The following is a 12,979-nucleotide window of genomic DNA, read 5'->3' on the forward strand; positions in this document are numbered from 1 at the left end:
GTGCACGGCCTCACAGGCGTCTGGCCCTTGCCCGGGAAGGTTTCTTGTTAAGAATGATTTTTATCAGTTTTAGGCCAGAGATGCATCATCAAAAGCTGAGACAGGCCTGAGGAGCTTTGCCTTTTTAAAGGAGGAATATGAACAAGACTGCTGCGCCCAAAGGGGTGGTGCTATGGCTGCTCACAGGTGCTTTTTTAATTCTGTTGATGGTCATCATTGGCGGCATCACCCGCCTGACCAACTCCGGCCTCTCCATGGTAGAATGGAATGTGATTTCGGGCACCATCCCTCCTCTCTCTGAGGCCGAATGGCAGGTGGTTTTCCAGAAATACCAGCAGTTCCCGGAGTACCAGAAAATCAATTTCAGCATGGACCTGCAGGCGTTTAAGCAGATTTTCTGGTGGGAGTACCTACACCGCCTGCTGGGCAGGGTAATTGGGGTGGTCTTTTTCGTTCCGTTTCTCCTATTTCTGGGGCGGGGGTATCTCAAAGGCTGGCTGCTGCGGCGCGTCCTGCTCATTTTAGTTCTGGGCATGGCACAGGGCGCCATGGGTTGGCTGATGGTGAAAAGCGGCTTGGAAGATAATCCGCATGTGAGTCATTTCCGGCTGGCGGCCCACCTCTGCCTGGCCCTGGCCCTCATAGGCACTATTCTCTGGACGGTGGCAGACCTTACCGCTGCCCCTTCGGCCACGCCCAAACACCTACCGACCCTCCGGAAGGGTTCTAAGGTGGTGCTGATCGCTGTGCTGGGGCAGATTATTCTGGGGGCCTTTGTGGCAGGCTTAAAAGCGGGGCTATACTACAATACGTTTCCGCTTATGAACGGCGAGTTCTTCCCCAGGCTCCTGCAGGAGACCCTTACCTGGGGGAATTTTCTGGAGAACGGTTCTTTTGTGCAGTTCCTGCACCGCTGGGTAGCCTTGGTGGTGGTGGTGCTGGTGCTGCGCCTCTGGCTCAAAAGCAGACTAGCCGGTCTGCCCTCTGGCACCATGGGCCTGGTTCACCTCCTGCTCGCCCTCACGGGTGTGCAAGTGGCGCTGGGCATTGTTACGCTGCTGTACCAGGTGCCGGTGGCACTGGGGGTTCTGCACCAGTTGGTGGCGGTGCTCCTCTTCTCAGTGGCCCTGCTGCTGGTGTACCGTTTCCGGGCCGCGCCCGCTCTGCAAACGGCTTAAAGGGAGGGCCCATGGCAGGGCAACAAACGTGGTTACGCAGAGGCGGTTCCTTCCTGTTTTATTTTTTTGCGGCTGCCACTAATCTTTTAGGGAATGGTGATTAGGTTGGTTCGAAAAAAAGTTATACCTTTTCAGTGAAAGTTTGAACTCTTATCTGGGTTCAAACGTATTCAAGGCATTAATCAACTATCACAATGAATCAAGGAAAAGTAAAATTCTTTAATACCGAAAAGGGATTCGGTTTTATTAAAGATGCCAATTCAAATCAGGAGTACTTCGTGCACGTTACGGGCCTGGTAGACGAAATCAGAGAAAACGACGATGTTACTTTTGACCTCAAAGAAGGAAAGAAAGGACTAAACGCTGTCAACGTAAAACTCGCTTAGTCTTTTGCTATAAAGACATTGAAAAAGCCTTACCGTTTGGTAAGGCTTTTTTTTGTTTCTGTTTTGGGGCTTCTTTTTGAAAAACAGCCCCAAAACAGAATTGTCTGAGTTGCCTGCACTTCCGTCTTTGGTAGTTGATGCTGTGGTCTGTTTACTTTTGGGGGCCTGCCGCAAGCGTTGGTTTATGGGTTTTTAAGATAGGGAGCTTCTGTTTGGGAGCGCCTCTGAATGCAGAAATCTCACATCAGCGGCTGTTCTATAGTTTGTTTTTGTCAGTGGTACTTTAGGTTTAGAATTACGTTTTCTCTTCTGCTGGAATGGATAGTTTGCTCTTCCCTTGGCTGGGTGGTAGCTGGTGCAGGTAGGCAGGGTATGCACTCCCCTTGGTTGGGCGGCTGAATGCAGGGGCTACATGAAGCAAATGGTTCTTTTTTGCCGCTGCGGCAGGGGCAGTGTGTAGTCTGCTGTTTTTCTGGCTGGGGTGGTTGGGGCGGTAGTGCTCTAAGTGATACATTCTTTTCAAAGACCCTGTTGTTGCAGTGGCAATGCACAGTTCACTGCTAATTGCAATGCGGAGTCTGCTGCTCCTCTGGCTGCGGCAGGTATGCGTAGTCTGCTGCTCCCTTGGCGGTGGCGCTTGATGCTGTATTTGGTGACAGCCAATTGCTGCGGCAGGAATGCGTAGTCCGCTATTCCCTTGGCTTTGGTGGTTGACGCGGTGCCTCACTCACTGAGTTGTTTCATCTTTTCCGGTAAGCGCTCACGACCGCGGGGCCCCGTCCTGGCGGTGAGCACTGCTGTTAAAACTACGCCTTTGGCGTTGCCTTCGGCACCGTATTAACAGAGGCGCTCACCCCCAGGACTGGTTCAGGTTCCTCTCCTGCTACTTCCTTACTTGCTCTGTCTGCCTCTGCAGGTAACCGTTGCTGATCCGCTAGCCTGAGCCGAGCCCGTGCTGCGCACATCAGCCAGGGGCAGAAGTGCTAATTTACCCAGGTGCCACTGGCAGAAGTGTTGATTGTTCATTGCTGTTTGTTTACTTATTGCTGCTTGTTTGCCGCTTTCTCTGGTTCAAGTTTCCAACTTGGACCTACAATGGCGGAAGCTTTCAGCTTCCATGAGGCGGCAGCCTCACATTACCTCTGCCCTCTATAGCTCCCGCTTCTGCCCCCCTATGGCGCGAAAGTTACTTCCGAGCCTTCTAACTCCAGCTGATACTCCCGCGCTGGCACGGGTCCCCAGAATCGTGCCTACTGATGACGGCCGGTCTCTGGCTGCCCCCGCGGCGCGGCAGCGAAACCAGGCATTGCTGCTTCATTCGTGCTGATTTGCGTAAGGAAAAAATGAAAGGACTCAGAACTCAAGACTCATAACTCACTCTGATGCTCCCCCTTTGAAGGGGGCGAAGGGGGATGTTGACACAGGAGGGCACGCATTGCTGATCAACCTCTTCTCGCCCCAGCTAGTTGAGCCCTGCCAATCACAGTGCTCTCGCGCTCTTCCGGATTTGCAATCCGGAAGCTGGTACACGGGGATTTGCAATCCCCGTGGCGGGACGTTTGATCTGCAGGCGCCGCGGATTACAAATCCGCAGGTACTGTGTCCGGGATGGCAAATCCCGGACAGCCGAGGAACGCATGCGCCAGATCTGCGCATTGAAGTTGTACGGTCACACGCCACTTGCCCCCACGCATTCCTGATACTCCCCTCCCGGGAGGGGCTGGGGTGGATATCACGCATGGCAAGTTGTTTTCTAATAATAAGCCAGAATCACATGCTTGACTCAAAACTCGGGACTACTACCGGATCTCGCAGCGTCTTCCAGACCAGCGCGCGTCAATGCCGCAGCTGCGTTTTTGGCCTGTTTTCTCAAAAATAGCCCAAAAACAGAAACCGCTCTGATCTGGGCTCATACCTCTTCTCCTGAAAAGGAAACCCTTACTTTCTCTTTATAAGCGTTGCGCTCCCAGATTTGCCATCCTGAAGCGGGTACTGATAGGATTTGAAATCCCGCTTCCTGCTCTTTTGAACAGCAAAAACCACGGAGAGGAGGTACAGGTGCAGATTATTTTCCCACCTGGGAGGAGGTGGGGGTGGGCCCAGGTACGCATCATCAGCTTCTAATTTCGGCAATAAATAAGACCTTCTGTTGTAGTGGATGTTCCTTTCTTTTACGCTCCCGTTTCTTCGGTTCTTAGAAACAGCCCCCTTCACCCCTACTACCTTCTTCCCAAAGCAGGAATTGCTATATTTGAGGAACATCTATCAAACATTCTATGCCGAAACGCTACCCAAACGTACAATTTCCTTTACTCCTTAGCTTGCTCTTTCTTCTGTTCATGGCTTCGGCGGGCTATACCGCTGCAAAAAGCACTTCTATAAAGAGGTTTGACGAAGAAATCTCTAACAACACCATCACATTAACCAATCAGCAAATCTGCCTAGGAACAACGCCAGGCCTTATTAATGGCTCCACTCCTACGGGTGGAAACGGGATGTTTTCGTACCAATGGGAAATGAGTACCACCAGTGCTACGGCAGATTTTATTATGGCTCCGGGTACTAACAATAGCATCAATTACACCTTTCCTGTGCTTATCAGTACCACCTGGTTTCGGCGGCGGGTAATTTCGGCAACGAGTCATAGTTATAGCAACGCTCTTCAAGTCACTATTTTACCTGTGCCGCCTGCGCCCATAGTGGCGAATCAAGCAATTTGTTCCGGCTCATCTGCCACCCTTCAAGCTTCGAGCGTTGCCCATTCCTTCAGTTGGTATGCCACTTCTCAGGGAGGTACGCCTTTACATACTGGGGAAACCTACACCACCCCAACGCTCCTTCAAACCACCACCTTCTACGCTGAAAGCAAGTCTGAAAGTGGTTGCACCAGCTCTACCCGGACGGCGGTGAGGGTGACGGTAACGCCTGCAGTAACCAACAATTCCATTACCGGGGAACAATCTGTTTGCCAGGGCCAGCCTCACCCCGGGTTAACGGGTGCACCTGCCGCAGGAGGAACAGGAATTTACAGCTATCAATGGGAACGAAGCACCACCGGTAGCAACAGTGATTTCGTGACAGTTTCCAACGGAAATGGGAATGATTATGCCCCCGGTTATCTTTCTGTCACCACCTATTTCCGGCGGCTCGTTTTTTCCGGCAGCTGTGGGCCTTCCATTTCAAACGTGATCCAAATAGAGGTTCAGCCTATCCCGCCTACTCCCACTATTTCCCAAGACGGCACCACCTTAACCGCCAGCATAGCTGCTGAGAGGTATCAATGGAAGCTGGATAACCAGACCCTCCCGGCCACTACGCAAACCATCACGGCAACCGCCCCGGGCAAGTATTATGTCAGCGCGATAAACAAAAACAGTTGCTCCTCCCCTTTTTCTGAGGCCTTTCAAATCACGGTATCCGGCGCCGCCGAAGAAGGTCCGTTGGCGCAGCTGCGGCTCTTCCCCAACCCTACCACGGGCGCGGTGATTTTACAAGCAGCCACCGCGCAACCTGATCTGGTCTTGACGGTGACCAACCTGACTGGTCAGGAACTGGGGCGGTTCAACGTGCTCCGCCAAACCGCCCAACAGCAGCTGGACCTGTCTTTTCTTCCGGCAGGGCTTTACCTGGTGCAAATGCACAATGACCGCTTCACGAGTTCCAGGAGATTGGTGATTACTAAGTGAGGACAACTTCCTGTTTTCGGGCTGTTTTCTGAAAAACAGCCCGAAAACAGCGGGTGAATCTAAAATTTTCCCACAGCTCCATACCTGTCCTAGAAAATATTCAAAAATTCTATATCTTCGGTTCCCCCAAGAATCAAAGACCAAACACTACCCCCTTTATTACCCTACATGGCGAAGAAGAACCCCAAGGCGGCACCCGCAGCCAAAGGCGATATAGATTTTGAGAAAGAACTCTGGGACGTGGCCAACGAGCTGCGCGGCGCCGTGGCCGAAAACCAGTACAAAGACTACGTGCTCTCCCTCCTGTTTGTGAAGCACCTGAGCGAGCGCTATGAGGTGCGCAAGCAGGAGATTCAGCTTTCTTTTCTGGAGCCCGAATCTGAGTACTACAACATAGAAGCCCACCAGCAGAGCGAGGTGCTGGAAGACGAGCTGGAGTACCAGGTCAAGAACGCCTACCGCCTGCCCAAACAAGCCACCTGGGACTACCTGCGCGAGAACGCCGAGCAGGACGACATCAAGGTGAAGGTAGACCAGGCCTTCGTGCTCATAGACGAGCTGCTGGCCAAGCGGAACCCAGATTACAAAGGCGTGCTGGAGCCTATCTTCGTGAAGAGCCAGCTCTCGCCTACGCAGGTGGCGGGGCTCATTAACCTGTTCTCCAAAGAGAAATTCTCTGAGATAAACAATCCCGAGAGCGACATCTACGGCCGGGTGTATGAATACTACATTGGTAAGTTCGCCATGGCCGAGGGCTCCGGTGCGGGGCAGTTCTTCACGCCGGGCAGCGTGGTGCGCTTGCTGGTGGAGATGCTGGAGCCGCTCAAGGGCCGCATTATGGATTTGGCCTGCGGCAGCGGCGGCATGTTTGTGCAGAGCCTCAAGTTTTTGCAGGCGCACGGCGGCGACAAAAACGACATCTCCATTTACGGGCAGGAGCGCTACGAGGGCACGCTGCGCCTCTGCAAGATGAACCTGCTGCTGCGCAACCTCTCCTTTGACGTAAAGCTGGGCGACTCACTGCTGCACGACCGCTTCCCGGGCCTGAAGGCCGATTACGCCCTCATGAACCCGCCGTTCAACATCTCCAACTGGCACCCCGAGCTGCTACCCGACAACGACCCACGCCTCTTCGGGGCCAAAGACACCTTTACCACCCCCGGCAATGCCAATTACATGTGGTTCCAGACGCTGTGGCACCACCTCTCTGACCGCGGCACGGCGGGCGTGGTGATGGCCAACGGCGCCATGACCACCGGCAGCGCGGGCGAAAAGAACGTGCGTGAGCACATGATCACACAGGGCATGGTAGACTGCATTGTGCAGATGCCCGACAAGCTGTTCCTGACCACCGGCATACCCGCCTGCATCTTTCTGTTGAGTAAGAACCGCGATGGCCGTGACGGCGAACACCGCGAACGCAAAAACGAAATCCTGTTCATAGACGCCTGCAAACTGGGCACCATGGCTAGCCGCCGCCTGCGCGTGTTTGAAGACGCAGAAGTGGCCCGAATTGCCGACACCTACCACCAATGGCGCAACCTGGGCGGCAACTACGAAGATGTAGATGGCTTCTGCAAAGCCGCTACGCTAGACGAAGTGGCCGCCAACAACTACGTGCTCTCGCCGGGTCGCTACGTGGGCTCCGAGACTGAGGAAGTGGATGGTGTTCCGTTTGAAGAAAAGTTGATGGAGCAGTTTATGAAAGATGCATTATTGAATAGACGAATGAAAGAAACACTACCAAGTATACACTATTAATTGATTCAATCTGTAAATCACAAGAGTTTTATACTTATAGTTTTACTCTATATTAAACAATAAATTAGTTGATATTTTATGAAAACAAATGAGCATGTAGGGCTTTTTGCTACATTTACTGATTTATATCCTAATGAGGATATAACTAAAATTAACATAGAAGATTTAATTAAAGACATTCCTCTAGATGCTATTATGAGGGTAATGTCATACATAAATTTAGGAACTTTCTTTACTCAATCTTCTGAGAGTTTTCAGGAACATGTACTAAGAATAATAACTTCAAATTTTCCAAATAAACTTAAAAGTAAAATAAATTATTCACAATTCTATAGCAAATTTTCAGATAACAAATTTTTATATATTGTAAACACTCAAAGCAATATAAAAATAATCGAGAAAGCTCTACAAGTTTGTAAGGAAGGTGATGCAAACACAATTAGTCCTGAGCAAGAATTAAGACTTTTTGAAGCAATTCTTCTAGCAAATGAACAAATACAACAAGACCAAATTAAAAGTTTTAATTCCAATAAGGAAATTGAAACTTTAGAAGATATTTACTTTAAAAGATTTTTACCCATCATCGTTTCCTCGGGTGATTTTTTAAACCTTGATATAAAATCCGAAATACTTTCGCAGGTATGTAAAGGAGTATTCCTATTGAGATTTCTAGATAACCATCCTAAATTATCTCAAATACTGCATGAGTTTTTAACGGAAAAAGGATTCACAAAGTGGGAAGAATACTTACAGACGATATTTTCATTAGTATTTGTTTTTAAGCCTCTAAGTGAGAATTTTGAGTATGTACAAGTTTTGGATTTTCCGGAACAGGAACAGATTGCCTTTGACTTGGCTAATAAACTAGCGATAAACATAAACATTGATTTAAAAACTTTAGCTCAGAATTCGATAGACCATCTTGAGTTAAGAAAGTTTCCACTTTACAAGGTAAATAATAATTCATTCTATCCTTTGTCAATTAATTTTCTCTATAATAAATTTTATGATGGATTATTTTGGGAGCTAAATAGTGTTGCAAAGCAATTTGATAAAAAACTCAATTTTTTGTCAATTATTAGAAAAGATTTTACAGAGGAGTATCTTCTTTATAGTCAATTAGAGAATATTTATAATAAATGCATGACTTTTTCAGGATTGCAGCAAAGCAATTTTTATAAGTCTACAATTGGAAAAGATATTGAAAAAACAGATTATTATGTTAGACATACAAAAAATATATACCTTTTTGAATGCAAAGACAATAGCTTAAGTTCGGATGCTAAGGTAAGCCAAGATGTAGATAAAATTTTTGACTTCCTGGATAGGCCAAAGGCAGGAGTAAGGCAGTTAGCAACTAGCATTAAAGAACTAAATATAAAACCATTTGATTTTGATGATTATGAATCAAAGGGAATAAAAAGTCGAAATATTGTAATTCAACCAATCTTAATAGTGACTGACAGGTCGCTTAAACAGAATGGCATCAACACCATTTTAGCAAAAGAGCTCAATAGCCAACTGAAAGATGTTGAAGTTTGGAATATTAAGTGCAAGGAATTAGTTGTTATAAACATTGAAACATTAATCTTACACAATGATTATCTCTCATTAGACAAAAGAAATTTAAAAAATCTAATAAAAGAATACCATCAGTCGCTCAAAGAACTTGAAAGAAAGTTGATTGTAAGAAACATGGACGATTTAATTTCAAAATATCCTAGCTTTGATTATTTCGTTTTCAGAAAAAATAGAAACTTTGAGATTCCAAAATCTATAAATAAAGAGTTAAAGCATATATTAGGTTAAGTTTATATTTTTTTATTATTAAAATATAAACTTAAAGATATTACCTCAACGAAAGAGCTCTAAAAGTTGTTTTAGACGAGATTGCTCGAAGCCAGATAAATAGTTAAAATACTTATAAATAATGATTAGGGTTTACATAGATAGCAATATTTTTAGGTTTCTTAAAAATCAAGAATCTGAATTTTATACTTCACTTGACAAAGGATTAATGAAGTACAAGGACAGGTTTATGTATTACTTTTCTCACGCTCATTTATTGGACTTACAACGTGATAAGACTGAAAAGAAATTTGAAGACCTCAAGTTCATGGGTAAGTATGTTGATTATAATTATTTACTACTTGAGTGGAAAGAAAACTTTGTAAATGTAAAAGTTGCAACTCCAGAGGAAGCTTTTCTAGGTTTAGCTGAAGATAAGCCTATAATAGATTATTTTAATTTTGATGAACTTTTCGATGATGAAGTGTTTAATTCCTCGCCAGCGATGCAATTGGCAAAAGAAGTCTTTAAAAAACAATTTTCATCAACTTTGAAACTAAATTTGGCTAGCAACCTTGATACTCAACCAGAAGCAAAGGAATTATGGCAGAAACTTATTCCTGATTTAAAAGATGAATATACATTAAAAGAATGGATGCAACAATTCTCTCATATGAGTGATGCATTGTTTAATGACAAAAGTGTATATAAGGATTTGAGAAGGTTTGCATTAGATGAATTACAGTTATCTTCAAAGTATAACATTGATATTGAAAGTATAAACTTTAACGATGATTTAAGGGGTACTCCTATACAGCAATCATTTTTAGATTTTGTGGAAAAAGCCAAACCTAATAATGATAGACACCCTGAGCATAAAGAGTTAGACTATTTCACCACCGCATACAATTGTCTTAATATTCTTGGCATCGATAAAGAACCGAATAAAAAAGCTAAGTTTATTAATACGTTTCATGATTCATTACATGCTTATTATGCTGCTCATTGTGACTACTTGATATCAGAAGACGAAGGCTTACTTCTAAAGGCGAAAGTTATTTTTAAATTACTAAATATTGACACAAAAGTTCTTCATGTTAATGACTTCGAAAAGACTATAGGACAATTATCAGGTATAATTGATGAGGATGCAAAAAGTTATTTGACGCTGTTGCGACACGACCTTAGCAAAGGCCTAGTAATAAATAATAAGCAATCACTAAGATATAACAGAGAATATACAACTATAAAAGCCTCGCAAAATCACTTTGGATTTTTTAATAGACTAGACTATATAAGAGACCAAGATGATGGGCTTATTGTAGTCCTGTATCGTGACTCTCTTAACCTTTCGAAATTTACATCCTACAAGGAATTTGAGGCGGTAACAAATAAAATAGTTAAAGTTATGGGTTTAGATAAATACCTTAAAGGAGAATATACTGAGGAAGATACTGAACAAATAATAAATGGTGAATGGTGTGGAAGGACTTGGGAGATTGATGAATTTGAATTTTGCTTAGAAATCAATAAGGGCACTAATAAGTTTTCATTTTCAATAATACTATAGCCTTACCCCTTTCGTTTTTACTTCTGAATTTCGTGCAGACCGGCCTGGAGTGGTACGCCGCCTGGAAAAGCATAGACGGCCGTGGCGTGGTAGACAACGGCTTCGCGCTGGAAACCCTCATCAAAGGCCTGCTGGTACCGCACCGCCTGCTGCAATACGTGCGCCACTACATCTTCCATGAACTGGACAAAGGCGAACTGATTAAGAAAGGCGCCAAGTACCATCAGTTCTATGGTATACAGTACGCCCTGCAGGAAACCCTCATGAGCGTGCGCCCCTTCGGCGACGGCCGTATTGGCGTTATCTGGCACACCACCCGCTCAGGCAAGAGCATCACCATGGCCATTTACACAGGCATTCTGCGCCAGCTGCCCCAGCTCCGGAATCCCACCATTGTGGTGCAGGTAGACCGCTTTGACCTGAACCGCCAGCTCTTCGAGGACTTTGTGGCCGCCAAAGACCTGGTAGGTGACGTGAGCATCGCCAACACCACCGACGAGCTGCGCAGCCTGCTCAGCGGCGAGGGCGGCGGCGTGGTGTTCAGCACCGTGCAGAAGTTCAACCTCAAAGACACCGCCACCGGCCGCGAACTGGAGCACCCCGTCCTGAGTTCCCGTGACAACATCATTGTGATTGCCGATGAGTGCCACCGCACCCAGTACGGCTTGGTGCAGGGCTTCGCCAACAACCTGCGCCGTGCCCTGCCGCAGGCCAGTTTCATTGGCTTCACCGGCACGCCTGTAGACAGCAAAGACGCCGACACCGTGGCCGTGTTCGGTGACACGCCATTAATGGCGCATCATCACACACCTATGACATAAAACAGGCCACCGAAGACAAGGCCGTAGTGCCCATCTACTACGAGCCGCGCCTGGCCAAGCTGCACCTGGGCAAGATAGTAACCAGGGCTATCTATACCCATATTCTACGCCCAAAATTACTATAAACCTTTTGTTATTTACTTCTGTAACCTCTTTTAAAATCATAAATAACTAAGCACAACAACAGATATAACTATTAAGTTTAAAATACCCAAAAACAGGTATTGTATGCCAGCAATATACATCATTATTTTACAAACCAATATTTATAACTTAATACTACCAAATGAAACCAATATTAAAGAAAAGACATGTACTTTTCCCACTCATCATTTTAATCACTACCTCCTGCGTTAATTTAAGTAGGAGATTTAAAAATCATGATTTTGTATGGGTAAACAAGAAAGATCTAAAAAAATATGTTAATATTCAAACCGAATCTTATAATATTATAGAAGATTCAAAACCATCTACTTCATCTAAAGATGTATCAAATTTTGTAAGAGAGCTTTCCCCAGAAGGTCAGGCTGAGATCTTTAAAGCACTCTCTTCCAAATCTACATCTATTGATCAATTTGCTACTAGTTTAACGCATAAACTAGTTATTAATAACAGTAGCCCATCAAAAATAAGAGTTTTCCCAACTACTATAAATAAATCCATTGTTTTTTCTGTTGATAGACGTTGGGTATCTGAAGGTGGAAATGAGGATTATAGAACTTTCAACAGAATTGCTGATAGGCTTACAAATCTAGAAGTATCTCTTGATCTACCTGATTCAGGTAATATTGAATTTAATTCTTGGGATAAATTTGTAACAGATTGGGTTACTGTTGATTTAGGAAAAGTCACATCTTCCCAACAATGGTCAGCTACAGCAAACGTTAGCGCAAGTACTAGTGCAAAAACTTATGGTTCAAATAAATCAACTTTAAGTAATACTATAGCAACTAAATCAGGAAAATCAGATATTGGACTTACTGAAAATTCAGATTTAAACAACAGTGGTGGAGAAATTTTGAAAGGTAACGAACACTCAACCTCTATAGGGCCAAGTGCTAGTTTAAACTTAACAGATAAGTATGAAACAAATATTAATTTGCTGTTATCAAGAATGAAACTTTCGGGGACTATATCTAAAAGTAGTATCGTTTTAAGACAAGAAGGTGCTTTTGGTGTAGATTTAAGTGGCAATACATCTGTATCTGTTCAATATAATTTTAATGGTGATTATGCTGATCCAATTACAATATTTAAAGTACCTGATTATTACAAAGCAACAGAAGCTATTCCAGTGGCTTCTTTGTTAAAAAATACAGCAAAATGGTTTTTTCCTAATATTACTGAACCTGTGCCGGGTTATTTAAAATACAAATATTTATATAGACACGTAAATAAAAACACGGTTAAGCATATCCCCGAAGCGAGACAAAGTGTAACTTTTTTTTATGGAGAAATAGGACAAACATCAGAAATACCGCCTTTAAAGATTGACTTAATAAAACCTGAAGATTTTAAGCCAATAACTTATAGAATTGGATTAGAGACTGGAGGAACAATACAATACCTAAAATGGGACGATGAAATTATAAATTTTGAAACAGCATCAGAGGCTGCAAGCTTTGTAGAATATCTTATAAATTTAAGCAAGACTAACAATACCTATGGCACTATAAAACCTGCACCAACCGCTACTCAAATTAATAACATAAAGGTAAAGAAATACCAGAATTAGACATTCAAGCTATTCATCTACATTTATCTTTTTTATTAAAATTATGTAAAAAAA

General features: G+C 44.4%; 10 protein-coding genes. 9 read left to right on the plus strand and 1 reads right to left on the minus strand.

Going from position 1 to position 12,979, the window contains the following annotated elements; genetic code table 11:
• Window positions 1-137 precede the first annotated feature (137 nt).
• Both FHS90_RS16685 and FHS90_RS16690 read left to right on the plus strand, forming a co-directional pair.
• Window positions 138-1,178 carry a COX15/CtaA family protein gene (locus tag FHS90_RS16685; protein ID WP_182513893.1) on the plus strand — a complete coding sequence of 347 codons (1,041 nt, stop codon included), beginning with the start codon at window positions 138-140 and terminating at the stop codon, window positions 1,176-1,178.
• Window positions 1,179-1,372: 194 nt separating this feature from the next.
• Window positions 1,373-1,564, plus strand: a complete 192-nt coding sequence (locus tag FHS90_RS16690; protein ID WP_066829529.1) for a cold-shock protein — start codon at window positions 1,373-1,375, stop codon at window positions 1,562-1,564.
• Between the two features lie 1,938 nt (window positions 1,565-3,502).
• Here FHS90_RS16690 and FHS90_RS16695 read toward each other — a convergent pair.
• Window positions 3,503-3,826, minus strand: a complete 324-nt coding sequence (locus tag FHS90_RS16695; RefSeq protein ID WP_182513894.1) for a hypothetical protein — start codon at window positions 3,824-3,826, stop codon at window positions 3,503-3,505.
• 287 nt (window positions 3,827-4,113) lie between these two features.
• Here FHS90_RS16695 and FHS90_RS16700 point away from each other — a divergent pair, with 287 nt between their 5' ends.
• The 7 genes from FHS90_RS16700 to FHS90_RS16725 all read left to right on the plus strand — a co-directional run bounded on the left by FHS90_RS16700 (window position 4,114) and on the right by FHS90_RS16725 (window position 12,925).
• Window positions 4,114-5,250, plus strand: coding sequence for a T9SS type A sorting domain-containing protein (locus FHS90_RS16700; protein WP_246387134.1), 1,137 nt, complete (start codon window positions 4,114-4,116; stop codon window positions 5,248-5,250).
• A 168-nt stretch (window positions 5,251-5,418) separates the two neighbouring features.
• A complete protein-coding gene (locus FHS90_RS16705) occupies window positions 5,419-7,011 on the plus strand; it encodes a type I restriction-modification system subunit M (RefSeq protein ID WP_182513896.1) in 1,593 nt (530 codons plus the stop codon).
• Window positions 7,012-7,089: 78 nt separating this feature from the next.
• Window positions 7,090-8,820 (plus strand): hypothetical protein, encoded by a 1,731-nt coding sequence (locus tag FHS90_RS16710; RefSeq protein WP_182513897.1) that lies wholly within the window; start codon window positions 7,090-7,092, stop codon window positions 8,818-8,820.
• Between the two features lie 208 nt (window positions 8,821-9,028).
• Window positions 9,029-10,369 carry a hypothetical protein gene (locus FHS90_RS16715; protein WP_182513898.1) on the plus strand — a complete coding sequence of 447 codons (1,341 nt, stop codon included), beginning with the start codon at window positions 9,029-9,031 and terminating at the stop codon, window positions 10,367-10,369.
• 32 nt (window positions 10,370-10,401) lie between these two features.
• Window positions 10,402-11,190, plus strand: a complete 789-nt coding sequence (locus FHS90_RS16720; RefSeq protein WP_343049756.1) for a DEAD/DEAH box helicase family protein — start codon at window positions 10,402-10,404, stop codon at window positions 11,188-11,190.
• On the plus strand, window positions 11,187-11,315 hold the full coding sequence (locus FHS90_RS22645) for a hypothetical protein (protein ID WP_343049759.1): 129 nt from the start codon (window positions 11,187-11,189) through the stop codon (window positions 11,313-11,315). The genes FHS90_RS16720 and FHS90_RS22645 overlap by 4 nt, the downstream gene beginning before the upstream one ends.
• Window positions 11,316-11,476: 161 nt before the next feature.
• Window positions 11,477-12,925, plus strand: a complete 1,449-nt coding sequence (locus tag FHS90_RS16725) for a hypothetical protein (protein ID WP_182513899.1) — start codon at window positions 11,477-11,479, stop codon at window positions 12,923-12,925.
• Window positions 12,926-12,979: the final 54 nt, after the last annotated feature.

Source organism: Rufibacter ruber (genome assembly GCF_014138425.1).
GTDB lineage: Bacteria > Bacteroidota > Bacteroidia > Cytophagales > Hymenobacteraceae > Nibribacter > Nibribacter ruber_C.

What these genes read in the sequence shown, in the direction of transcription:
- FHS90_RS16685 (WP_182513893.1), top strand. Translation starts at nt 138, where the DNA reads ATGAACAAGACTGCTGCGCCCAAAGGGGTGGTGCTATGGCTGCTCACA.
- FHS90_RS16690 (WP_066829529.1), top strand. Translation starts at nt 1,373, where the DNA reads ATGAATCAAGGAAAAGTAAAATTCTTTAATACCGAAAAGGGATTCGGT.
- FHS90_RS16695 (WP_182513894.1), bottom strand. Translation starts at nt 3,826, where the DNA reads ATGTTCCTCAAATATAGCAATTCCTGCTTTGGGAAGAAGGTAGTAGGG.
- FHS90_RS16700 (WP_246387134.1), top strand. Translation starts at nt 4,114, where the DNA reads ATGGCTCCGGGTACTAACAATAGCATCAATTACACCTTTCCTGTGCTT.
- FHS90_RS16705 (WP_182513896.1), top strand. Translation starts at nt 5,419, where the DNA reads ATGGCGAAGAAGAACCCCAAGGCGGCACCCGCAGCCAAAGGCGATATA.
- FHS90_RS16710 (WP_182513897.1), top strand. Translation starts at nt 7,090, where the DNA reads ATGAAAACAAATGAGCATGTAGGGCTTTTTGCTACATTTACTGATTTA.
- FHS90_RS16715 (WP_182513898.1), top strand. Translation starts at nt 9,029, where the DNA reads ATGAAGTACAAGGACAGGTTTATGTATTACTTTTCTCACGCTCATTTA.
- FHS90_RS16725 (WP_182513899.1), top strand. Translation starts at nt 11,477, where the DNA reads ATGAAACCAATATTAAAGAAAAGACATGTACTTTTCCCACTCATCATT.